Origin of the sequence: Bacillus cereus group sp. N11, from assembly GCF_016483605.1 — a bacterium.
GTDB classification, from domain to species: Bacteria; Bacillota; Bacilli; order Bacillales; family Bacillaceae_G; genus Bacillus_A; species Bacillus_A toyonensis.
The window spans coordinates 475,004-500,324 of sequence record NZ_JAEHBN010000002.1 but is presented as its reverse complement, the minus strand read 5'-3'; the positions used below and the strand labels follow the sequence as shown (position 1 = coordinate 500,324).

Genomic DNA, 25,321 nt, shown 5'->3' with positions numbered 1-25,321 from the left:
ACTGATTATTCATTTTATAATGCACCCTCTTTAATTTTCAATTGTTGCGTTGCAAACTCACGATACATGTCATGTGTACGTAATAATTCATCGTGCGTACCGCTTCCTGTAAGGTTCCCTTTTTCAATAAAGATAATTTTATCTGCATCTACAACCGTAGAAAGCCTATGTGCAATAACCAAAGTTGTTCTGCCTTTCATTAAGTTATTTAATGCCTTTTGGACGACAGACTCGGATTTACTATCTAGACTTGAAGTTGCTTCATCTAACATAAGAATTTGCGGATTTCGAAGTAATGCTCGGGCAATCGCAATTCGCTGTCTTTGTCCTCCAGAAAGCTTCACACCGCGTTCTCCGACTTCTGTTGCATATCCATTTGGTAAATCATGAATAAATGCATCAACATATGCCATAGCTGCTACTTTTTCAATTTCTGCATCCGTCACTTCGCCCTCAACACCGTAACAAATATTATCACGAATCGTTCCATCGATTAACGGACTATCTTGTGATACATAACCAATTTGACGTCGCCATGACTGCAATGAATAGCTCGTAATTGATTCTTTTCCTAATTTAATAGCACCACCAGTTGGCTCATAAAAACGTTCTAATAATGAAAATAAAGTTGTTTTTCCGCTACCACTTGGACCTACAATCGCTGTTACTTTTCCAGATTCAATTGTGAAATCAATATTGTTCAATACTTTCTCATCTTCGTTATACTCAAAATGTACATTTTCAAGAACTATCGACTGCTTAGCATTCGAAACCTTCACACCAGTTTCATGATCTTCTACTTCATATTCTAAAATCGCATTAATTCTTTCCGTTGCACCAATTGCCTTTTGGAATTGTGTAAAGAACATAGATAACTGGCTCATTGGCATAATAATTTGAACTAAATATAAAATAAATGCTACAAGTTCACCTGTTGTTAATGCACCACTAGAAACTCGCATTCCACCATAGCCTACGATAATAACAAGCAGTGCCATTAAAACAAACGACATAACTGGTGAAATTAATGCTTGTACTTTTCCTTCTTTTAAACCAAATTGCAATAACTTTTGTATCCCTGTATTACCTGTCTCATATTCTCTTTTTTCTGTATTTGAAGATTTCACTAAACGAATTTCTGATAACACCTGTGTTAACACACTTGTAAAAGATGCTGTTTCATCTTGAAGCGCTTTTGAAATCTTATACATTTTTCGTCCAAGAGGAACTAAAATTAATACAGATAACGGAATAACCGTTAAGAGTAAAGCTGTCATTTTCCAATCTAAAACAAATAATACAATTAATGATCCAACAATTGAAATACCGCCTGTTAATAAATTTGACAAGTGCTCAGAAATTAATGTTTTCACAACACCTGTATCATTTGTCATACGGCTAATCGTATCGCCTGTTCTATTTTGATCATAATAAGATACTGGTAAAACAAGCACCTTTTTCCACAAACGTTCTCTCAGTCCAGCTACAATCTTCTGCCCAATATAATTTAGTAAATAAATAGACAATCCTGCAGCAATGGTTTGCATGACAAAGAAGGCAACTAGCCCAACAATTTGTCCTGTACTAATTGACGAAAGCGAAAAATTATCTACTAATCCTTTTGTTAACATCGGAATAAATAAACTCGCTCCTGTAGAAAGCAAACTCATTAACAATGCAAAAACAAGAATCCCTTTCGGAGGATTTGTATCTCGAATAAGGCGTAAAAACTGCCTCCAACTTCCTTTTTTCTTCATTTCATTTCTAACTTCCATTCCTGTTCATCTCCTCGTGTTAAGCCAAACTGCTCTTTCTAAAACTAGAATACAGTACAAATGTAAACTGAATGTAAACACACTTTTTCTAGTTTTACAAAATATACATAAAAACTCATCTTTACAACAGATATAAACATCTGATATTATTACCTGGTACTTAATATTATTGTATGTGAATTATAGATAACTAATTTAAAATACTATATAAATCTCCAGTTATTGAAAGGAGTATCCTTTTTGCAAACAAATATACATTCTGAAAAGGAAACAATCATTTTTATTCACGGCTTAGTTGGCAATCGTCGCGCCTTCAAAAAAGAGCATAAACGATTTTCTGCCTCCTACAACATTATAACTTATGACTTATTAGGTCACGGCGACGATAAAGGAGAAGCTATTGAATTTTCATTACAGCGCCTCGTAGATCAATTATTGAAATTATATGAAAAAGAAGGTATTACAGAGGCTCATATTTGCGCTTTAAGCTATGGCTGTTATATCTCCACTATTTTTGCACAAATGCACCCGGAAAAGGTATTAAGCATTTGTCATATTGGTGGACATTATAATAATCCATCCCTTTTATATAACGTATTTCAAAAATTTTGGGAGAAGCGAGGAGACGAATACTCTAAATGGCTCTCTCAATACGCAAATACTATTTTTCCAAGCGGCATATTAAAAGCGAATCCGTTCGCAGTCATTTCAAGAAATATTTACTACCGTTTCGGATTACAATTACATTCATCCATAATTGCCCAATCATTACGACACCGGTTAGAATTCGATTTAAAATCTAAATTAAAATCACTTCCCCACCCTATATTATGGGTAATGGGTGAACAAGATCATCTCTATAAATCTTGCCTATTTGATTTAAAATCTATTTTGCCAAACGTTCTATATAAGGAAATACCTTTAGCAGGACATGCTGCAAACTTATTTCGTCCTAACTATTTTCATGACTTATATGATCGATTTTTAAATGGAAAGTTAAAATAAAAACTACTAAACTTCCAATTTATTCAACTATAAAAAGGCTTCCCAAGTTTCCTTGGAAAGCCTTTTCTCTATACGAAAAGTATAAAATACTTTTTCTTAGTATGCTTTTGTGTAACCTAAAATGTGCTTGCTCCAGTAAGAGTTGCTTACAGAACTAATACGTACACCAGTTGCATCAGTTTCTGCACTAATGAACTGACCGTTTCCTAAGTAAACACCCATGTGAGAAGGACCTGATTTATAAGTATTTTGGAAGTATACTAAATCACCTGGTTGTGGATTACTAGTTTTTGTTTTAGAGCTCCAGTATCCAGCAACTGTTTGACGAGCGCCTTTATGACCAGTTTGATTTAATACGTAGTGAATGAATCCACTGCAGTCAAAACCAGCAGGTGTTGTACCAGCAGTTCTGTATGGTGAACCATTTAAAGATCTAGCGAATCCAGCGATTGAAGACGTATCTCCACCTGTAGGTGCTGTTGGTTTTTGTACTTGGTTAGAACCTTGGTTAGAACCTTGGTTAGAACCTTGGTTAGAACCTTGGTTACCACCAGTCACTCCACCTTTTACAAACTTAACATAGTCTGCACTTACGTAACCTGTGCGGCCATTATGGTTAATCTTGTACCAACCATTTTCTGCGCCAGTAACGTTTAATACTTTACCATTTGTTACCCCACCAATTACAGCATTGTATGTAGCTGGGCCTGTACGTACTTTTAAAGCACCAGTGTTAACAACATAAGAACCACCAGTTTGAACTGTAGTAGTATTGTTGTTGTTGTTTGTAGTTGGTTTTTGTGTTTCGTTAGATACAGCAGAACCACCTTTTGTTACGAAGTCTTTGCTTACGTATCCAGTTCCACCGTTGAAGTTGATTTTAAACCAATCTTGTACTTCACCTACAACTTGTACTGTTTTCCCTTTATTTACAGAACCTAATACTGTATGAGAAGTACTTGGGCCTGTACGTACGTTAAGTGAAGAAACGTTTACTGTGTAAGTACCTGTTCCTTGTTGAACAGTTGTTCCTTTGTTACCACCAGTTGTTACGAAGTCACCACTTACATAACCTGTTTGGCCGTTTACACTTACTTTGAACCAACCGTTTTCTTGTCCAATTACTTGTAGTACTTGACCTTGTTTTACTTTAGAAATAACGTTATGTCCTGTACCAGCACCTGAACGAACATTTAATACATCAGCAGTTACTGTGTATTTTAATTCAGAAGTTGTTTCTACTTTTTTTGTTTCAGTTACAGTCGTTTGAGTTTGTGTTTGAGTTTGTCCATTAATTTCTTTTAGCGCTTCGTTCGAAACTTGTGCATGAGCAGAATCCATACCTGGAACTGCAACACCTGCTACTGAAGCTGCTGCTAAACCTGCAATTACTTTTTTCATAAGTTGTCTTTACTTCCTTTCCCTACTATCCTCTTAAAAAAACATATAAACTTAATACTTTACAATATTATCAAAGTAAAATATTCATCAAGTTCCATTTTTTAACAAGAGTTTTATTTTTCACACGTAGTTCATTTTAAATGCATGAAGTGAATTCCGTGTGAACTTCATGTGAACTTTATCATTAAACATAGTAATTTTGCAACGATTTTCTTCAAATTTCTTATGTATTGCATGAAAATTCGACATTCCATTCATTATCTCAATATAGAATACTTATTTTCTATCCAATAAAAAAATTTATTAACGAATACAAAACAAACTATGTGTTTTCTTGATAAAATGAATTACATGAAGCGTACTCTTATCATGGCAAAAATTACTTAATTAATCAATAGTATAATATTTTCAGAAAACTAATTCCCTATACGATTTATGTTTTTTAAATAATTTGACGAATTGTAAGATTTGGTTCTCAAAACCTCATTCTATGTTAAAGAAATTACACACTCCATTGACTATTTTTTACTAACTATGGAATTTTCGAAATATTTCCGTTATTATTTATATAGCCATATAATATGAAACTCTTATCAACAAAGAGATGTACAATGGGAATTTAAGGACTGCCGACTTCCACCATTCCAAATTGTATTCTTACTAATAATGAACAAGGAGGTGCATTTGTGAAAAACATAATAGACGATCACATAAACAAAAATATAGAACTATACTACGCCTCTATTCAGTTCGTTTCATTTATAACATTACAAAAAATATCAACTATTGAAACACGTAAAAAAGAATTGAAAAATCAGATGAAAAATAGCCAACAAAAAAATCCTTACTACTTATAAAGTGAAACTTTATAAGTAGTAAGGATTTTTTGCATCTCCCACTAATTATTATCCTTCATCAATCGGGCGTTTGCGCGCCGTTAATGCGGGATAATAAAAGGTGAACAGGTCGTATCCCTGTTCACCTTTTATTATTTCTACCTTATTTATAAATTTTCACACGATTTTCTAATGGTTGGAACTCTTTTTCGCCAGCAAGTACTACTGGTTTACCAAATGGCATTTGCGCAGTTAGTTTCCAGTTTTCTGGAACATCCCATTCTTTTCTTACTTCTTCATCAATTAACGGATTATAATGTTGCAATGTAGCACCAAATCCTTCAATTTCTAAAGCTGTCCAAATTGCAAATTGTAACATCCCTGAGGATTGCTGTGACCAAGTTGGAAAGTTCTCTTTATATAGTGCAAATTTTTCTTGAAGCCCTTCCACTACTTCACTGTCTTCAAAGTATAAAACTGTTCCATAACCACTTTTAAATGCATTCATTTTTTCTTCTGTAGGTGCAAAGTTATTTTCAGGTACAATTTTCCGTAACATTTCTTTCGTAAGATCCCATAATTTATCATGTTGTTCTCCTAATAAAACAACAACACGAGCACTTTGAGAATTAAAAGCTGAAGGTGTATGTTTTACAGCATGATAAATCACTTCTTGAATTTTCTCATCAGAAACTACTTGCTCTTTACTAATTGCATAAATAGATCTTCTGTCTTCAATTGCTGAGTAAAAATCTTTTGCCATCATAATTCCCTCCAATTTTCAATTGAGGCTATTTCATATGTATACATCATACAACGCCCCTTCAAACTTATTATTAATAAGTTTATAACTTTATACTATCAACAAACATTGATAAACTCAAATAATAACTCTCACATTTTTTACCTTTTTACTTCCCGTGTTTTAAATAAAAAAGCAGTTTATCGTTACTAAAAATAAGTAACAATAAACTGCCTTCCTCATGTAATGTTCTAACTTAGCATTTTACTTAATTAACTAATCCAAATGTATATGACATTAACTTATTCGTCTCTGTAAAACGTTTTGTTTTACTTGAAGTCCCCATGACTACTGTAATAATTCGAGTATCTCCTTGTTTTGCAGTACCTGTAAAACAGTACCCTGCACTATCTGTAAATCCTGTTTTTAATCCGTCTATTCCTTCTATATATAAACTTTTATTATTTTTGTTTAGCATGTCATTTGTACTGATAACATTAATATTATTAAATGCTAACTGACTTTGACGTAAGTGAGTCACTTCTAATATCTCCGGATAATCTTTTATAAGATGATACGCCAGTTTTGCTACATCGGCAGCTGTCATCTTAGTCTCACTTCCATCAGGCTCTTGTAGCCCTGATGCATTTGCGAATTTAGCATGTTCCGACATTTCTAACTGTTTCGCTTTTGCATTCATAAGTTGAACGAAATCTTTCTCCGTCTTTGCCATATGTTCTGCTAACGCCACCGCCGAATTATTTGCTGATTCAATCATTAATGCATGGTACAAGTCTTTCACAGTCAATGTGTCATTCACTTGGACTGGGATTCTCGCACCCTCTGTTTGCGCTGCTTTCTCACTCATTTTCACCGGATCTTCCCAGCGAACTTTCCCATTATGTACACTCTCTAATAAAAGGTACGCTGTCATCATCTTAGACATACTAGCTGGCGCAAAAGCTTCATTTTCGTTATGTTGATAAATAACATCTCCATTACTCGCATCGATAATCATAGCTGCTTTTGCATCAACTTTTGGTGGGATGTACTTTGACGGAACTACTTTTTCAGTTAACCCAGTTTTAGGTAGCTCTGCCACTTGTAAAGGTGGTCCCTCTACATTTGTTGTACTCTTTTGAGTTCCTTGGAATAAGAACCAACATATCCCTAAAATAATGACTAATAGGATTGTTACTCTTCCCCATTTCAACCGATTCATTTCAAAACTCCTTTAGCAAACCTTTTATACACTCACAGTCAACCATAACAACAATTCCTGCATATCGTCAAGGTAAAAAGTATATTTATTCATATACAACAATTATTATTTCAATCTATTTATGTTACACTATGAATACTGAAATATAAGAATATTCAATGATAAATCCATAAACAAACTATTTAATAGAAAGGATTCATACAAATGATACTTCCAAAACCATTAAAATACGGTGATACTATTGGGATTTATTCGCCCTCTTCACCAGCAACCTACACTTCCCCAAAAAGGTTTGAACGAGCAAAATCTTACTTAAAACAGAAAGGGTTTCATATATTGGAAGGTTCACTTACAAATCAATATGATTATTATCGTTCTGGCAGCATACAAGAGCGTGCTGATGAACTAAATGATTTGATAAGAAATCCAAATATTTCTTGTATCATGTCAACAATTGGTGGGATGAATTCCAATTCATTATTACCTTATATCGATTATGATGCTTTTCATAATAACCCTAAAATAATGATTGGCTATTCAGACGTAACAGCTTTATTACTAGGAATTTATGCAAAAACAGGAACTCCTACATTTTACGGTCCTGCACTCGTTCCTTCTTTTGGAGAATTTGAGCCTTTTGTAGATGACACATACAAATATTTTTCAGAAACATTACTAAACGATCAACCTCTTCCTTACAATATAAAGCAACCGTTATTTTGGTCAGATGAATTTATTAATTGGGAAGAAAAAGTGAAAGAAAAAGAACTTAGACCAAATAATTGGATTTCTATAACGAATGGACAAGCTACTGGGCGTATGATTGGCGGGAACTTAAATACAATACAAGGAATTTGGGGCAGTCCTTATATGCCATCTATTCAAGAAGGTGATATTCTATTTATTGAAGATAGCTCAAAAGATGCAGCTACTATTGAAAGAAGCTTTTCCTTACTTAAACTTAACGGAGTATTTGATAAAGTTTCTGGTATCATTCTTGGAAAACATGAGCAATTTGATGATTGCGGTACGAATCGAAAACCTTACGAAATACTATTAGAAGTACTACAAAATCAAAGAATCCCTTTTCTAGCTGACTTTGATTGTTGTCATACGCATCCAATGATCACTATGCCCATAGGTATTCCAATTAAGCTGGATGCGACCAATAAAACGATACATATTTTAGAAAAATGGACGGTCTAAGCACACTTATATTATAGGAAGAAAATATAATGAACTTACCGTTAGAAAACAATGAAAAGCTCCGTTTATGAAAAACGGAGCTTTTCATTATTGACCTAAATTTTGTATCTTATCTTTCAAATCTCGCACTTGATCCATCGTCTGCATAAGCTCAGAGTTTTTAAATTGCTCTACATCAATTTTCCCTTCCTCTACCTTCTTCATAGACGTATCAATTAATGTATTTAACTTTTCATTATATCCGACGATTTGTTGGTGAAGATCCTTCGCAACATCTGGTGGTGTTAATTCATTAAAAGCTGGTATATCTTGTTTAATTTCATTTAGCTTCGCTTCCAATTCTTTTCGGGCTTCTTTATCATTAACAGCCTTTTCCGCTAACGCCGGAGCTTCATTTGCAAATGCGCTTATTTCATTCACATAGTCTGTTGCCTTTTGAGCATAATCTAATGAGTTCTTTCCTTCCTCTACTATCGAACAACCTATTAAACCAATTGAAACTATCAATACTAATAAAATTGATTTTATTTTCATTTTAGACTCCCTTCGTCTTTATAATTGTCTGTAAGCTTCCCTTCATAACTTCTAGCTTAATTGCTTATAACCTTTTTTCAAATAGCAATTTACCCACTTACATGCCCTATTATTGTTACAACATCAATTTCTATATGTACGCTAATAATATCTTCAATTATATCCATATATCCTTGTCCTATAGCTGTTCCATAGTGTAATGACAGCCCCTTCTTTTCATAAACTGACTTTGGCACTGTAAAAATAAATCTCCTCAAGTTTCTTTCATCAGCTGGTTCCATAATTAAAACAATCCCATCCTCATCAAACATATACACTCGCCCTCCAACTTTACATTCACTATGGCTCAGTATTGCCTTGGTCAACTAAATTTAAAACCTAAAAATACGATACACGCTGCTCTATAATTAAAATAAGAAGCATTCATTCTTTTTTTAAAGAATGAACGCTTCTTCAAAACGTTGTTTTAAAGGTCCTTTCCCCCTGTAGATGGGGGATATCACTCCCCCTCAATACACATCTCTTGCCTATCATTTTCGGACAATATAGAGCATATCTGTTTCAGATAACCCAAATTTCTTAGCGCTTTTCATTCCTTGTTTTTCAGCTACGTTATACAGTTCCACCTTAAATCCTGCATTCATTAATCGTTGAATAAATCCTGATTGATTATAAATTCTTACATGATCTTCATGACCAAAAGCTAATTTTCTTAATTTCGGTGTTACAATTAATTCATTCTCTATAATAGAATCTACATTCATTACGATTGGCACTTGAATAATTCCCCATCCATTTGGCTTTAATATTCTATATAACTCTCGCATCGCTTTTTCATCATCGAAAACGCGTTCTAATACATGGTTACATAAAATCACATCAAATGTGTTATTTTCATATACAATTCTTGTAACATCTATTTCTTTCATTAACGGATCCTTCGGTTCAATATCTCCACATACATATGTAATGTTTTTATACTGACTAAACCATCCTCTTACCTTTGCTTCCGGTGCAATATGAAGTACAGTATCATTTCCACTTAATAAATCAGTTTCCATTTCAATATAAACACGATATAACCGTTCACGATCCATCGAATCACATACCGGACAAATCCCCGTATCTTTATTCCACATCTCGAATTTATATTTTGGAAAATCGTAATGTGCTGGCCAAGGGGAAAATTTTGCAAATTGTTGATTGCAATATTGACAATAACATACTTCTTTCTCAAATATACGAGTAACTACCTTATTTAGTGCCTTCTCTATCTTTCCATTATCAATTTCATTTAATTGCCCACCTCTTACTGCATCTTTCATTATGAACACCGCATTTTCCAAACAATAAGTCAAGCACTCTTTATAATCTTGCTCATCATTTAAAAATCCACTATTATATGCATCTATTATTAATTCAATCCATTCCTCAATTGTCATGAATATAAACTGCTTTTGCTTTCGTCCACTATACTGTCTAAAATAACTAAGAGGTTCCTGTATATAAACGACTCTACCTTTCTTCATCATATCGAGCCATGTTGCAATGTCATGAATAGCAGAATAAGCTTTCCCCTTAAAACAACCAAACTCCCCTCCAAAAAACTTCCGATTAAACAGAACTGTTGTAGGTTCACCAACTACATTTTTCAAGTTTTTTAACATATAATTCCCTAATTCTTTCCCTTCAAAAAGTGTAGTTTCTTTGGCAATTTTCATATTCAATGTTGATGGTGGTAAAACCTCTCCATTCTCATCAATTAGTTCCCGATATGATGTCACAAACGAAATGTTTTCTATTCTAAAAAAACAATTCATCATTCTTTTAATCTTTTCAGGATGAAACAAGTCATCATCTAATAAAAAGTTTATATACTCTCCAGTTGCAAGTTCTATACATTTATTAAAGTTCTCAGCTTCTAATGGGGTTTCACTTTTAACATATGTAATGCATTCATATTCACGTAAATATGGTTGGATCATCGCGTGAACTTCAACGTTCGTACTGTCGTCAGAAATTATTATTTCAATATTTTCATATGTTTGATTCAAAGCACTTTTGAGAGCTAATTCCAAATAATGAGGTTTATTGTAGGCAGGAATAAGTATGCTAACTTTCGGTAAATGAGAGTTATAATTCATATATTGTTTTTTCTTTTCTATATTAATTTTCTTTAGCTTAATTTGTTGATAAAAATCTAATGTATATAATAGTGATGATGGAACTATTCTTCTTGCATAGTCTAGAAAATTAGTTATTGCTTTGTCTAACTCTGTTTCATTAGCTAAAAAACCATATTTTTCTCCAACTATAATACTATGTGAAAAATCTTCTAATCCATCCATAAGTTTATTAGATTCATTTAACTGTTGACCTGGATGTAATCGGAAGTAACTAAGTGTCTCCGCTATATATACTGCTTTTCCTTTACTTAATAAGGATAACCATGAGGCGATATCTACGTTGCATAGATACCTCCTTTTATCAAACATACCATACGGTTCTTTCAAATCATTTTTACGAAATAATACCGTTGTAGGTTCTCCTATATAATTCTTTTGATTTACAATTACCCTATTTGCTAATTCCACCCCATCTACTATTGTGTCATTTTCAAATAGACGTACTGTTGAATAAATATGTCTTAATTCGTTCTCTTCATCATCAATTACTTGACGATGGGATGTTACGAGCTTAATTTCATGATTTAAATCATTGACATAATATTTCATCATTTTTTCAATTTTATTAACATGAAATATATCATCATCCATTAAAAAGTTAATATACTCGCCGTTCGCCTCATTACATAACATAAGTGCATTTTCAAATTGCCCTAGAGTTGAGCTATTTTTTATATAATTAATATTTGAATACTTACACAAATATTTTTGTAATACCTTTTCTGTTTCGTCATTCGTACTATCATCTCCAATAATAATTTCTATGTTAGGATATGTTTGTTCTAACACACTACATAATGCTTTTTCAAAGTAGTGAGGACGATTATAAGTAGGAATTAATACACTCACCAATGGCATTCGATCTATCGCCTCTTTACTTTTTTCAAAAGGACCTCTCATCTTATTCCTCCACCTTTTCGCATATTATTTATATACGCGACACAAAATCACATGACTAAAACCGTATGGAACCTTTATACTTTTATGCAAGCTCGTAACAAAATATCCTACTTTTCACTCCTATATATACACATTCAATAATACAGACATTTGATTTACAGCTTTCCATTCATAATGATTACCATCCTAAAACAGTATTGAGCCAAATAAATCTATACGTTGAAATGAATATATATTTCTTAACAAAAAACAGCTACACCATAAGGTGCAGCTATTTTTACGATAAGTACTTAATCAAATTATATTCCTTTATCTAGCTCATAAAGCATACGATATCTCTCATTTTCTTTAAGTAATTGCTCATGACTTCCTTGCATTACAATTTGACCATGATCAAGGAATATAACTTCATCTACATGTTCAATTCCTACAAGATGATGCGTAATCCAAATGACTGTATTTTCTTCCGTTGCAGAAAACATTGTTTCTATTAAAGATAACTCTGTCTTTGGATCTAACCCGATAGTAGGTTCATCAAGTACAATAATCGGCGCTTCTTGCATAAGCGTTCTAGCAAAAGCAACCCTTTGTCTTTCTCCACCAGAAAATCTCTTCCCCATTTCATGCATTTTTGTTTGTAATCCATCTGGAAGAGAAGCGATATGCAAAGCTAATTGTGCTTTCTCTAAAGCGTTCCATATCTCTTCATCATTAGCCTCTGGTTTACCGATTCGCACATTGTTTCCAATTGTCGTATCGAACAAATGCGGTTTTTGATTTAATACGGAAATATATTTGGATAAAAGATTCGTATGCGCTTGTTCACCATTCAATAAAACTTGTCCATGTACCGGACTTAACGCCCCTGTTAACAATTTTAGTAAAGTAGATTTCCCTGTCCCACTTCTACCTAAAATGGCAATTTTTTTTCCTGCTTTTATTTGTAACGATATATCTTTTAATACAGTCTCGTTACTGTCTGGATAACTATACGATACATGATTCAGTTCAATATCTACATGTTTTGGTGCACCGTAATCCTTATCTTCATGCAAATCCATTTCATCATGTAAAACACTATCACTTTCTACACGATTCAGACGATGAGCAGATTCTACATAAGATGGGATTCGATCGACGGCATCTGAAATCGGAATAAGCGCATTCGTTACAGATAAAGTCATTAATACGAAGGCCGCGATAACTGTAGGTGCAATCTGTTCACTTGCCGCTTCATTCCCAGTCCATATAATCATTGAAATAACTACAATACCTACTACTAAATGAATGAGACTGTCTCGAATATGATACCAGCGTTTCAATCTCTTCTCTGTTTTTAACAATCGATCATTTTGCTCTACATACTCATTAATAAATTCATCTTTTCGACCACTTGCCTGCCAATCCGATAATCCAAAGACTGCATCTGTTAGTTGTTGATACAAACGGCTTCTTCCCTGCTTTAAAGTAACATGATGTCGCCTCATCAATAGTAATGATACGAATGGAAGAAGAAAAACGATAATAGCTAACATACAACCAGCAATCAGTGCAAATACGAAGTCAAATGTACCGATAACAAGTACGAAAATGATATATACAACTAGTGCTAATATACTAGGGAATATTGTACGTAAATATAGGTTTTGCAAATGCTCTATATCTTCGGATAGTACGCCTAACACATCACCCGTTTGAAATCGCGAACGGAAAAATAACGCCTGTGGTTCTACTATTCTGTATAGTTTCGTTCTCATTCGTTCTAATATGCGTAGTACGACATCATGTCCCACTAAACGCTCTATATAATGGAAAACAGCTTGCCCTATACTAAACGCACGTGTTGCAACAATCGGAACATATACAGCCATTACATTTTCTGGTCTAAGAGCAGATTTAGAGATTAAATAACCTGAAATAAAAAGTAACATCGCACCTGAACTAACTCCAAGAAGCCCAAGGAAAATAGTTAAAGTCATTCTACCTTTATTTTGCTGTATATAAGGTTTAACCCAGTTACTCATTTCTCTCTCCTCTCTTCCCTATGAAAATGTAATGTCTCTTTCTTTAACAGTTCTTCATACGTTCCACTTTCTTTAATTTTCCCTTTATTTAAAATAAAAATATGATCCATTTGTTTCATCCAATGCAGACGATGTGTTGCAAGAAATACTAACTTACCTTCAAACAGACGTAACATCGATTGCTTTATTTCAAATTCAGTTTCATTATCAAGATGCGCCGTAGGTTCATCTAATAAAATGATTGGTTTTTTACTTAAAAGTGCACGCGCCATAGCGACACGTTGTTCTTGCCCGCCACTAAGCATACGTCCACCTTCTCCGATTCTTTCGTACATCCCGTTCGGAAGGGATGTAACGAGTGAACGAAGACCAACTTCATTAATAACTCTTTCCACTTCTTCATCAGTTGTATTTGTTTCATAAAAACAAATGTTATCTTTTAATGAAAGCGGGAAAATATAAGGTTGCTGCGGAATATAAGCAATATTCTTTTGCCACTCTTCACGAGTAGCCCCGTCAATTTCCACACCATTTACAATCATCTTGCCACCCGAAGGAGTTAAAAATCCCGCTAATACGTCGATTAACGTTGATTTTCCTGCTCCACTTTCACCAATTACACCTATAGCGCCGGTGCCTTTCCAAGTAAAATCAATTCCCTCTAATATAGCTTTTTCAGATTCATCACTCTTTACTTTTACATCTTGTAAATTCAAGTTACTAGAGGAATTCCATATTAGACCTACATTTGATTCTTTTTTTCCTATTTCTTTTTGTTGCTGTAAAATCTCTTCTATTTGCTCCATTGCAAGTTGTCCATCTAACGTAGCATGATAATTCGCTCCAACTTGTTTAATCGGCAGAAAATATTCCGGAGCTAAAATTAAAATCGTAAGGGCTGGTAATAGTATAATTGTCCCGTCTATTAAACGTATCCCTAATCCGACCGCCACAAATGCAATTGATAAACTCGTAAAGAAATCTAATGCAAAAGAAGAAAGAAAAGCAACTCGCAAAGTACGCATCGTTGCTTTTCTATACCTTTTACTTACTTTTTCAATCTTTCCTTCGTGCTGTTTACTTTTCCCTAAATACTTTAATGTTTCTAATCCTTTTAACGTATCTACAAAATGATTAGAAAGTACACGATATGTTTCATATTGACTATCAGCCATTTTCTGCGCTGCTAATCCTAAAAGAATCATAAATATGATTACAATAGGAATCGTTACAACTAAAATGATTCCAGACTTAATATCCAGCGTAAAAACATATAGAACAATTAATCCCGGAACGATACTACTTCTAATCATTTTAGGGATTGTCAATTCAATATATGTTTTAAATTTTTCAATCCCTTCAATCGATAAGGTAACCAGATGACCTGTTCCGACAGTTTGAACATATCTTGGGCCTAACGTGAAATATGCCTCTATTAATTGCTTTCTTAGCAACGATCCTGTTTTTTCAGCGAAACGTTCCACTAAAATTTGTGATATTCGAACCAACATGTGGCGCGCTGCAAACATGACCCCAAAATAAACAGTTTCATTCAACACAGATTGCACTGTTTCTCCATTAAATAAAAACGTAATAGCTCTCGCTAAAAACACTGTTTGCGCAATAATACTAAAAGCTTCTAAAATACTAATAATCGTTAACTCTACATATAACATACGGCTACCGGGATAAGACGGAAGTCCTCTTTTTCTTTTCATTAGTACTCCAAATCGTTGTCTGACTTAACAGGTTGTCTAAATACATAATAACTCCATATTTGGCTTCCAATAACGAAAGGCAAAATAGCAATCGCAAAGTAAGTCATAAGTTTTAATGCATAAGCTCCTGATGCTGCATTGTAAATTGTCAAATCATTCATTGCTCCTAAAGAGCTAATCATAACACGTGGGAACATACCGATAAATACACTCGCACTTAGTAAAATGATTGTTAAACTCGTCATAAAGAAAGCCCAACCATCTCTTCTTCTTTTATTTAATAAAGTGGACGCTAATAGTGCTACAAAAGCTCCAATTGGTACCATAATCCATTCTGTACCATGGGCAGTGAAAATATCGGTTTTCCATAACCCTATACCAGCAAAAATAAGAAGTGTTATTAATGAAAATGGTGCAATTTTTATTGCAGCAATTCGTGCACGTTCTCTCAATTTACCAGTTGTACGTATTGTAAGGAATTGTAGTCCATGAACAATACATAGCAGAAGGAACATTACTCCACCAAGTAACGCAAATGGATGAAGTAATTGTAAGAATCCACCTACAACATTTTTACTCTCATCGATAGGTACACCTACCATAAAGTTTGCAATCGCAACTCCCCAAAGGATAGGAGGTAGCATACTTCCAATAAACATACCCCAATCCCATGCACTCTTCCATTTATGATTATCTATTTTCGCCCTGAATTTAAAGGAAACACCTCTTAAAATTAAAGCAAGTAGCATAAATACAAAGGGAACATAAAAACCACTAAATAAAGTTGCATACCAGTGCGGAAATGCCGCAAACATAGCGCCACCAGCACAAACAAGCCATACTTCATTCGCGTGCCAGAACGGTCCTATTGTATTCAAGTAAACTCGTTTTTCAAAATCATTCTTTCCTAAAAACCTTGAAACCATTCCTACACCAAAATCGAAACCTTCCAGTACGAAGAATCCAACAAATAAGATTGCAATAACTAAAAACCACAACTCATTAAGAGATAACATACTCTTCCTCCTTATCAAATGGATCATGGCTTTGATAATCCTTTTTCGTTTTCTTATTCGTATGTCCCTTAATAGTACGAACAAATAAGTACACACAAATTCCACCCATAATTAAATACATTGATGTGAATGAAATAAGTGAGAATAGTACTTCACCGAATGTTACATTTGGTGATACAGCATCTTCTGTTTTCATTACACCAAATACTACCCAAGGCTGACGACCCATTTCAGTCATAATCCACCCTACTGTATTACCAATGAACGGAAGAGAAATTGCATACACCATTACTTTTAAATACCACGTTTTTTCAGCTAAACGATCTTTTCTTGATAAGAACCATCCGTAAGCTCCTAGAAGTAACATGAATGTTCCACTCATTACCATTGCTCTAAAACTCCAAAACATCGTATGCACTGGAGGAATATAATCTCCAGGTCCATATTTTTCTTCATATTGTTTTTGAATTTGATTCATCCCTTCAACTTGACCGCTAAACTTATCATACGACAATAGACTTAGCATATAAGGGATTTGAATTTCAAATGAATTTTCTTTCTTCTCTGTATCAATTTTCGCAAATGCTGTAAATGGCGCTGGATCCTCACTCGTATTCCATAGCGCTTCAGCTGCAGCCATTTTCATTGGATGTGTCTTAATTAATTGTTGTGCTTGTGCATGACCGAAGAACAATACAAGCGCTGTTGTAATCGTTCCAACAATGATAGAAATTCGGAACGATTTTTTAAATACTACAGTTTCTTGTCCTTTTGTAATTTTCCATGCACTTACACCCGCAATAAAGAATGCACCTGTTGCAATTGCTGCTGTAATTGTATGCGGGAACTGTACCCATAATTGTGGATTTTGAATAATCGCTAAAAAGTCATTCATTTGCGCTCGACCATCTGCTGCCATTTCATACCCTACAGGTGACTGCATAAATGCACTTGCAGTTAAAATCCAAAACGCTGATAACATTGTTCCAATTGAAAGGAGCCAAATACATAGTAAGTGAATTCGCTTCGGTAGTTTATCTTCACCGAATACCCATAAACCTAAAAATGTAGACTCAATGAAAAATGCTAGTAATCCTTCAATTGCAAGTGATGGACCAAATACATCACCTACGAAACGTGAATATGTGGACCAGTTCATACCAAACTGAAATTCTTGTAAAATACCTGTTACTACACCTACTGCAAAGTTAATAAGGAATAATTGCGTCCAAAACTTCGCCATCTTCTTATATACTTCTTGTCCTTTTACCACATACAACGTTTGCATTATCGCAATAATAAAAGCTAAACCAATTGACAGCGGAACAAAAAAGTAATGGAAAATCGTTGTTGATGCGAACTGTATTCGTGCCAATTCGAGCGTTTCCATACTAAAATCACTTCCTTCATAGTTTTTATAATTAAAATTAATTGAGCAATCTAAAAAAACTCAATTATTAAGAAATGCGAAAAGACAAAAACATCTTGTATGTATTGTCGAAAAATGCAAAATTTCAGTTTTTCAAACTATTTCAATGCTATTTTTTATCTTTTCACTATTTCTGTAGTGTTTTGATTCGTTAATCGAATTGTATAATATACTTACATAATAAATTCAGATGATTTTTGACGTATTATTGACATCATTTTGTCTGAAATATGTCTTTTGGTATTTTTTTGAATTATATTTTTCACGTTATTAAAATGCATTTTTCGAATGTAAGACTTACTCTTTTATCAATAAAAGTATCCCTTCCCTCTTTGTACACTTGACTTTTATTCCAAAAAATGTCCTTGAAACTAACCAGAAAAAACGCTAAATTTTTGTCAAGAGAAAAATGCATTTCCAAAATTCAATCCTATCATTTTGCTATTCAAAAATAGAAAATAAGGCTCTTCTCTCTAAACTAAAAGTTCATTTCTTTGTCATTTTTTCAAACGAAATAAAGTGAAACTTTAATCAGTGGGGGATTTGTTCATCCCCACTGATTATTAGCCCTCGCCAATCGAGCGTTTATGGACGATGTAACCTCTTTGCTTCAGCCTAATTTTGAGGTGGGAGTTTTACTTCCCGCAAATAGCGAGATAAATACATAAAAAAATACCGAGAATCCAATGGATTCTCGGTATTTTCAAATTATTTCGCTGTATGTTTTCTAACAGCTGGTAAAATTTCAGTAGCAATTAATTCAATGTTTTTCTCAATTTTATTAAATGGCACACCGCCGAAATCAATTTGTGCCATAAAACGTTGCTGTCCGAACAATTCATATTGATAAAGCATTTTTTCAATGATTTGCTGCGGGCTACCAATCATTAACGCATCACGGTAATCTAACGCATTTGTAAATTGTTGCTTCGGATACCCACCACCACGCAATGCAATCATTCCAGCATTAATATGAGGATAATATTCACTAAGCGCATCTTGTGAATTTTCTGCTGTATAGAATAAACTCGTTGTTGCAATCGGTAAACTCGCTGGATCAAATCCATTTTGCGCAGCCGCCTCACGATAAGCATCTACTGAAACTTTAAAATTAATAGCTGGTCCGCCAAGTGTTGTTATCATCATTGGAACACCTGCGCGTCCTGCTTTAATCGCACTTGCTGGCGGACCACCTACAGCACGCCAAATTGGTAAGTTATTATTTTTAGCTCTTGGAATAATCGAAGCGTGCTCAAGTGGTGCTCTGAACTGCCCATTCCATGTGACATGTTCCTCTTTATTAATCTTTAATAAAAGATCCATCTTCTCCTCAAATAGCTCTTCATAATCATTTACATCATAACCAAGTAAACTATATCCTCCAATACGAGAACCTCGACCAGCTACGATTTCAGCACGCCCATTAGAAATTAAATCAATTGTTGCAAAGTCTTCATATACTCGAACTGGATCTGATGTACTTAATATCGTTGCTGAACTTGCAATTTTTATATTTTTCGTTGCTTGCGCAATAGCTCCTAAAATAACTGTATGTGCTTGCGTTGTAAAATGCGTTTGATGGCTTTCACCGACAGCAAACACATCAAGCCCGGCTTCATCTGCTATCTTAGCTGTTTCAATTAGTTCATGAATTCTTTTCTCTGGAGTAATTTTCTCTCCATTATGTGGATTTAAAATATGATCCCCAATTGAATATAATCCAAACTCAATTCCTTTACTTGTATCCATACGGTATTTTTCCATAGTTGCTCTCTCCCTTAATCAAGTGGTGTTAACTTCTCTTCTATCTCTTGTCTTCTCTCTTCTAAAAATGATGGTAAATCAAGTTCTTTTCCTAATTCTTCAACTGCTGAATCTATAGTAAAACCTGGTCCGTCAGTCGCAATTTCAAATAAAATCCCATTGGGTTCACGGAAATATACACTTTTAAAGTAAAAACGATCAATAATCCCCGTCGTTTCAAAACCTTTTTCTTTCACTGCTTCATTCCAATAGTTTAGCTCTTCATCATTTTTCACACGAATTGCTACATGATGAATACTTCCCTTTCCAGGTCTTTCATTTTCTCCCTCTTGCTCTTTCACTAAAATTTCTCCGAAAGACTGACCTAGGACAGATTGATATATCCCTTCACCCTCAGAGAGAGATACTTCTTTATACCCAAACAAATCTGTTAACGTTTTTGATAATTTATTTAAGTCCCTTACAGTCATTTCAACTGTACCCATGCCTAAAATACGATGATTTTGCTTTACAGAAGATTCATTCCATGCAGTCCAATATTCTGGTACTTCTTCGCCGTTATTATTTAACAGTACTAAGCGGAGACCGTCTGGATCTTCAAAATGCAGTGCATCTCGCTTGGCATATGTTGTAATTTCTCCATGTGTCACTTGAAGTGATTTAAAACGCTCCTGCCAAAATGTAAGGCTCTCTATTGAAGGTACGAGTAATCCTATTTGTGTTATCGCATTCGTACCATGAATTGTTCTCCCAACATTCGGCATTTCAAAAAATGATAGTTCAGTCCCTGCACTACCTGTCAAATCCCCGTAAAACAAATGATACATAAAAGGATTATCTTGATTGACTGTCTTTTTCACTCGTCGTAGTCCTAAAACATCTCGATAAAAATCATTATTCGTTTTCGCATTTTTTGTTACCATAGAAATGTGGTGGTGTCCTGGAATTGTATACATAAAGCTTCCTCCTTTTATCACTTGATTAGTCAATTGATTCTGTAAAAAAAATTACTCTTGCGGTAATTCTTTTTTTTCACTATGCTTATGAACTTTTGTCATTAACTCGTATAGTATTTTCTGTTCTTCCTCGTTCAATACATCATCAAAAAATGATGATTGAAATGCAAGTTGCTCTGGCAATGCTTTTTCTAAAGCTGCTTCCCCTTGCTCTGTAAGACTAATGGTTTTCGTTTTCCAATCTTGCTTTCGTACAATATATCCTTCTTTTTCAAGACGAGTTAACATTCGAGAAATACCGCCTTGCGTAACAGTAACCTTTTCAGCTAACTCCATTTGTGTCAACGGCTGGTATGTCCGTATTTGCAAAAGGACATCAAATTGGGCTGTCGTTAAATCAAACCGTTTTAAAAATTCGTTTGACATTTGATTACTTTGATTCGTAAATCGTATTAAACGTAACCATATTAACGATCCTATCGTATTATCACGCATGTTTTATCACTTCCTAGCGTTTATCTTATTATCACTTTACTACGCAAGTGATGTTAATGCAAGTGATAATTACATTTTTTTATATAACTCAACTTACTTGAACTTAACCAAAGGTATTACTCGTGTAGTATTAGGTCTACTTACCATACTCTACATCTCCATAAAAAAAAGGATTAAGCTCCAACGCCTAATCCTTATCATGCATTTATTTTTGTTTTCCAAAACGGTATGTTTGAAATTCACACCATCTAACCTATTATTTTCTTTTATCGTACCGTAAATTCATTCAAGATTACCGTCTTCATGTAAAACTTGTATAGGTTTGGATAAGAGACCCTTGTTTACACCCATCGGGCTTTTACGGGATAAATTACTTAAGTTCCACTTTTACTTCCTCCTTAGACATAACATCAGGTCTATAAATTAATTGAAGATTTGAATCTTTTGACTATACTAATTTTCTATATGTGCCAAAAGATGAATATGGTCATCCATTTACGTATGTTGGATTTGTTACAGGATATTATTTTCAAGCTTATGGTGCAGATCGTATATACTTATTCTTCAATAAAGAATTAAGAAAAGCAGTAATTTGTTTTGAGTATACATAAGATAACCAAGAAAAATCCATTTTGAACCTTTTTACTTGAATCAAAATGGATTTTTTATAAATAATTAATCTATATTTCAATTCCACATCTACTGTGAAATGTGTAGAACTTCATATATTGTAATATCCTTCATTGCTTCAATTTCAGGCTTTTCTTCATAAAAATCAAAATGACTATATCCCCACTTATCTGGGTTATAGACTATTACATTCCCTATACAATTTTCTGTATTCTGGACATTCTGATTCGAAATATTAAATTGAGCCCCAATCAATGAATCCATTTGAGAAATACTCCCTACATATTCAACAACATATCTACTTTTTCTAAAGTCATTACTTACATTAACAACGAATGGAACACCTATATTTATTTGTTGCCACCCGAACGATTGTAAAATATTATCGTAATACCCTTCAAAGATAAATTTGTTCATCCCTTCATGACCATTCCAAATATATAAAGGTGCATAGCAATTATAGAAATTCCCGTCCTTACCTGCCTCAGTAATTAAATAGGCCTTAAAATTCAACTCTTGAAAACCATCTGTTTTATGACCATTCTTTTTTACCCTTTCTCTAATAATCCTTATATCATAATCCTTTGGCAAAATAACCTTATATTGCATTCCAATCATGTTTATCACTCACTTTCAATCTTATATACATAATGATAAACCGATGGCTAACTAACGTAAAATAGGTATAAATTATGTTTGGTATCATTTATAATGATACCGTATAAGGGGCTGAAATGAATGGAAATAAATGATCTTATCATATTTAAAACTGTAGCGAATGAAGGCTCTATTAGTAAAGCTGCTAAAGAGCTAGGTTATGTGCAACCGAATATAACGGAGCGAATAAAAAAATTAGAACAAGAGTTAGAAACACCATTACTACATAGAGATAACAAAGGTGTTTCATTGTTACCTTCTGGTGACATTTTATTAGACTACACGAATAGAATATTAACTCTGTTAGAAGAAGCAAAAAATGAAATTAAAACGAGTGGTTCTTCTTATGTAATTGCGACATCACAATCTATTTTAACAAATTATTTAAGTATGCGCATTAAAGAAAATTTTAGGAGTTACCAACTATACATTGAAAGTAGTAGCCACTTACAAACACTGTTACAGCAACAAAAAGTTGATATGGTCATAACTTATGAGGATTATCCTGACGCAGCGTTTAAAAAAGTATTCACCACTTCAATTTCTGTAGGTTTATTAAAAGCGAAAGAAAAGTGTACCATTGACTATTCAAAAGAACTTTTCTTCGTTAGTAATGACAAGAAGTGCCCTTTTAGAAATAAGACAATACAATTTTTAAAAGAAAACAATCTATCTCAGCGCCAACTTCAACAGTTAGATTCTTATTCGCTTATGGAAGAATTTATCGTTGAGGGAAATGGGATAGCTTTTTTACCGATTAAAAATGATAAGTTAGTAACAATTGAAAATGTTCCAATAGAGAAATTAGCTGTTCATTTTTTTACGAATCGAAACTTTATTAAGCATACCCCTGATGAACTATTTGAGTAATAGAATGACTTTGTTTACAAACTTTTTTCAAAATAAAAACCCCTCTTGAACGTATATAAAAGAGGGATTTTTTTTATATACAATCGATTTTTCACACGTTCTGCTCCACACCTGCGCTTTTCTCCTTCTTACTCCTTTTAACACTCTTCAACTGCTTAACCGTTCCAACTAATCCTTTCGGAAAAACTAGTAACACGATTATATACAATAACCCTAGAATAATCGTCCATCTTTCAAAAATCGGATACTCCGTCGCTAATTCTGATAAATAATATTTTAGTGATTCAATGATACCAGCTCCTGCAATGGCTCCGATTAACGTTCCAACCCCTCCAATCATTGTCATTAATAATGCATTTAACGTCATTTCAATTGAAAATACAGTCGTATTTACAAAGCGTAATGTGATGACGAATAGACCACCGCTAATCGCTGCAACTATTCCTGCCACTACACTTGCGATAATTTTATAATGAAGAACTTTATAACCAAGTGCTTCAACTCTTTGTTCATTTTGTGAAATTGCCTTTAATACTTTCCCAATTGAAGATTTTGTGAAAAGACGTAGCAAAATGAAAATATTGATTAAACATATAAACGTTACATAATAAAATGTAAAACGATCACGGAATATTTCTGGTACTCCAAATGTAAATCCATCTCCTCCGTGAGTTAGCCCACGCCATTTTTCAGCAAGTACGAAAAACAACTGTGAAATAGCGAGCGTTAACATTGCATAAAAATGACTTTTCAACCGTAAAGAAAGCAAGCCGATTATATAACTAACGATTGCTGAAACGATAATTGCCGCTATTATACCGATGAAAAAGTTTGTTATTGATACACCTTGCCGATCGAATAAAAGTGCTACCCCATATGCTCCTATTCCAAAGAACATACAGTGGCCGAACGATACAATTCCTGTATAACCAAGCAATATATCAAAACTCATTGCAAAAATAGCAAAGATGAAGATTTGAGTGAACAAAATTAACAAGCTCCGTGAATCATTTACGAACGGAAATACACTTAAACAAATGAGCATAAATACTCCGAAGTATACTTTAATTCGATTCGATGTGTTGTTCACCATTTCACCCCTTTTCACCAACAAGTCCAGTTGGCTTCACTATTAAGAAAAACAGTAACATTAACATATTGATTGCAAGTGATAAATCTGGCATGAAATATGCTGTAAAAGCTCCGGCTAATCCGACAATTAAAGAAGCGATAGCTGAACCTTGGACGCTACCTAACCCTCCAATTATTACTACAATGAAAGCTAAAATTGCATATTGCATACCCATTTCGGCGAAAACAACGCCTGAATATGGTGCAAATAAGAATCCACCTAACGCTGCCATTCCTGCTCCTAATAGAAAGACGAACGAAAATATAGCTTTCACGTTAATGCCGAGTGCTTGAACCATCTCCTTATCCATTACACCAGCGCGGATCATAAGACCTATCTTTGTTTTTTTGAGTAGTAATAGTAGAGCAATGTAAATTAGTATCCCAACTAAAATAACGAACAACCGGTATTTTATTAATATAACCCCTCCAAATGTATAGCTACCTTGTAACCATATCGGTAACTTTGCACTAATTGGATTCGGTCCCCAAAATATTTTTATACACTCACTAAGAACGAGCATTCCTCCGAGTGTAACGAGTAGCTGGCGAACATGGTTTCCATACACTGGCCTAATAAGAAATCGTTCTAAAATAAAACCAAGCAACATTCCCATAGCAACCGCTCCAACTAACGCTAACACATAACTACCTGTCATATTAAATAACCAAACGCCTGTAAAAGCTCCCCATGCAAATAAACCACCATGTGCAAAGTTTAAAACGCTCATTAGGCCGAAAATAAGTGAAAGACCTGATGCTAATAAAAAAATAAGCATCCCGGTTGAAACGCCGTTTACAAATAAGTTAATTAACACATCCAC

Annotated in this window: 21 protein-coding genes and 2 pseudogenes; 5 read left to right on the top strand and 18 right to left on the bottom strand. The window is 34.0% G+C overall.

Going from position 1 to position 25,321, the window contains the following annotated elements:
* Positions 1–14 precede the first annotated feature (14 nt).
* Entirely contained in the window at positions 15–1,775 is a 1,761-nt protein-coding gene (locus JDS98_RS06270) for an ABC transporter ATP-binding protein (RefSeq protein ID WP_000453895.1), read from the bottom strand.
* Positions 1,776–2,015: 240 nt separating this feature from the next.
* On the opposite strand from JDS98_RS06270, the gene JDS98_RS06265 reads away from it, so the two are divergent.
* On the top strand, positions 2,016–2,780 hold the full coding sequence (locus tag JDS98_RS06265) for an alpha/beta fold hydrolase (protein ID WP_001194291.1): 765 nt from the start codon (positions 2,016–2,018) through the stop codon (positions 2,778–2,780).
* Positions 2,781–2,876: 96 nt separating this feature from the next.
* Here JDS98_RS06265 and entFM read toward each other — a convergent pair whose 3' ends face one another.
* Positions 2,877–4,181, bottom strand: a complete 1,305-nt coding sequence (gene entFM / locus JDS98_RS06260) for an enterotoxin EntFM (protein WP_199633644.1) — start codon at positions 4,179–4,181, stop codon at positions 2,877–2,879.
* Between the two features lie 686 nt (positions 4,182–4,867).
* Here entFM and JDS98_RS06255 point away from each other — a divergent pair.
* A complete protein-coding gene (locus tag JDS98_RS06255) occupies positions 4,868–5,038 on the top strand; it encodes a hypothetical protein (protein ID WP_000789338.1) in 171 nt (56 codons plus the stop codon).
* A 142-nt stretch (positions 5,039–5,180) separates the two neighbouring features.
* On the opposite strand, the gene JDS98_RS06250 is transcribed toward JDS98_RS06255, so the two are convergent.
* The gene (locus JDS98_RS06250) at positions 5,181–5,783 is read right to left on the bottom strand and encodes a nitroreductase family protein (RefSeq protein ID WP_199633643.1); all 603 of its coding nucleotides are present in this window, start codon (positions 5,781–5,783) and stop codon (positions 5,181–5,183) included.
* Between the two features lie 244 nt (positions 5,784–6,027).
* Positions 6,028–6,981, bottom strand: a complete 954-nt coding sequence (locus tag JDS98_RS06245; RefSeq protein ID WP_001080885.1) for a D-alanyl-D-alanine carboxypeptidase family protein — start codon at positions 6,979–6,981, stop codon at positions 6,028–6,030.
* 204 nt (positions 6,982–7,185) lie between these two features.
* On the opposite strand from JDS98_RS06245, the gene JDS98_RS06240 reads away from it, so the two are divergent.
* Positions 7,186–8,187: a S66 family peptidase gene (locus JDS98_RS06240; protein WP_199631552.1), complete on the top strand. Its 1,002-nt coding sequence runs from the start codon at positions 7,186–7,188 to the stop codon at positions 8,185–8,187.
* An 87-nt stretch (positions 8,188–8,274) separates the two neighbouring features.
* Here the strand turns inward: JDS98_RS06240 and JDS98_RS06235 are convergent, their stop codons facing one another.
* From JDS98_RS06235 to JDS98_RS30555, 11 genes and pseudogenes are all read right to left on the bottom strand, one after another.
* Positions 8,275–8,721: a DUF6376 family protein gene (locus JDS98_RS06235; protein WP_000695210.1), complete on the bottom strand. Its 447-nt coding sequence runs from the start codon at positions 8,719–8,721 to the stop codon at positions 8,275–8,277.
* A gap of 89 nt (positions 8,722–8,810) precedes the next feature.
* Entirely contained in the window at positions 8,811–9,032 is a 222-nt protein-coding gene (locus JDS98_RS06230) for a hypothetical protein (RefSeq protein WP_000459109.1), read from the bottom strand.
* Between the two features lie 219 nt (positions 9,033–9,251).
* Complete coding sequence (locus tag JDS98_RS06225) at positions 9,252–11,807, bottom strand: glycosyltransferase (protein ID WP_199631554.1); 2,556 nt, start codon at positions 11,805–11,807, stop codon at positions 9,252–9,254.
* Positions 11,808–12,106: 299 nt separating this feature from the next.
* Positions 12,107–13,831, bottom strand: coding sequence for a thiol reductant ABC exporter subunit CydC (gene cydC, locus JDS98_RS06220; protein ID WP_199633642.1), 1,725 nt, complete (start codon positions 13,829–13,831; stop codon positions 12,107–12,109).
* Positions 13,828–15,549 (bottom strand): thiol reductant ABC exporter subunit CydD, encoded by a 1,722-nt coding sequence (cydD, locus tag JDS98_RS06215; protein ID WP_199633641.1) that lies wholly within the window; start codon positions 15,547–15,549, stop codon positions 13,828–13,830. Before cydD ends, cydC begins: the two co-directional genes overlap by 4 nt.
* Positions 15,549–16,565, bottom strand: a complete 1,017-nt coding sequence (gene cydB, locus JDS98_RS06210) for a cytochrome d ubiquinol oxidase subunit II (RefSeq protein ID WP_000950090.1) — start codon at positions 16,563–16,565, stop codon at positions 15,549–15,551. The genes cydD and cydB overlap by 1 nt, the downstream gene beginning before the upstream one ends.
* Positions 16,552–17,955: a cytochrome ubiquinol oxidase subunit I gene (gene cydA / locus JDS98_RS06205; RefSeq protein WP_016108204.1), complete on the bottom strand. Its 1,404-nt coding sequence runs from the start codon at positions 17,953–17,955 to the stop codon at positions 16,552–16,554. The genes cydB and cydA overlap by 14 nt, the downstream gene beginning before the upstream one ends.
* Before the next feature lie 747 nt (positions 17,956–18,702).
* Positions 18,703–19,758 carry an LLM class flavin-dependent oxidoreductase gene (locus tag JDS98_RS06200; RefSeq protein ID WP_097953325.1) on the bottom strand — a complete coding sequence of 352 codons (1,056 nt, stop codon included), beginning with the start codon at positions 19,756–19,758 and terminating at the stop codon, positions 18,703–18,705.
* 14 nt (positions 19,759–19,772) lie between these two features.
* Positions 19,773–20,714 carry a ring-cleaving dioxygenase gene (locus JDS98_RS06195; RefSeq protein WP_098000830.1) on the bottom strand — a complete coding sequence of 314 codons (942 nt, stop codon included), beginning with the start codon at positions 20,712–20,714 and terminating at the stop codon, positions 19,773–19,775.
* A gap of 51 nt (positions 20,715–20,765) precedes the next feature.
* Positions 20,766–21,209 carry a MarR family winged helix-turn-helix transcriptional regulator gene (locus JDS98_RS06190; RefSeq protein ID WP_001205517.1) on the bottom strand — a complete coding sequence of 148 codons (444 nt, stop codon included), beginning with the start codon at positions 21,207–21,209 and terminating at the stop codon, positions 20,766–20,768.
* Positions 21,210–21,579: 370 nt separating this feature from the next.
* Positions 21,580–21,651 (bottom strand): annotated as a pseudogene (locus JDS98_RS30555) (DUF4352 domain-containing protein); the annotation flags it as partial.
* On the opposite strand from JDS98_RS30555, the pseudogene JDS98_RS06185 reads away from it, so the two are divergent.
* Positions 21,647–21,820 (top strand): annotated as a pseudogene (locus tag JDS98_RS06185) (siderophore biosynthesis protein); the annotation flags it as partial. The pseudogenes JDS98_RS30555 and JDS98_RS06185 overlap by 5 nt on opposite strands.
* Positions 21,821–21,908: 88 nt before the next feature.
* On the opposite strand, the gene JDS98_RS06180 reads toward JDS98_RS06185, so the two are convergent.
* Positions 21,909–22,457 carry a DUF4865 family protein gene (locus JDS98_RS06180; RefSeq protein WP_000579878.1) on the bottom strand — a complete coding sequence of 183 codons (549 nt, stop codon included), beginning with the start codon at positions 22,455–22,457 and terminating at the stop codon, positions 21,909–21,911.
* 120 nt (positions 22,458–22,577) lie between these two features.
* On the opposite strand from JDS98_RS06180, the gene JDS98_RS06175 reads away from it, so the two are divergent.
* Positions 22,578–23,366, top strand: a complete 789-nt coding sequence (locus JDS98_RS06175; protein WP_000404971.1) for a LysR family transcriptional regulator — start codon at positions 22,578–22,580, stop codon at positions 23,364–23,366.
* A gap of 91 nt (positions 23,367–23,457) precedes the next feature.
* Here JDS98_RS06175 and JDS98_RS06170 read toward each other — a convergent pair whose 3' ends face one another.
* Positions 23,458–24,411: a branched-chain amino acid ABC transporter permease gene (locus tag JDS98_RS06170; protein WP_002093784.1), complete on the bottom strand. Its 954-nt coding sequence runs from the start codon at positions 24,409–24,411 to the stop codon at positions 23,458–23,460.
* A 49-nt stretch (positions 24,412–24,460) separates the two neighbouring features.
* On the bottom strand, positions 24,461–25,321 hold the full coding sequence (locus tag JDS98_RS06165) for a branched-chain amino acid ABC transporter permease (RefSeq protein ID WP_000382809.1): 861 nt from the start codon (positions 25,319–25,321) through the stop codon (positions 24,461–24,463).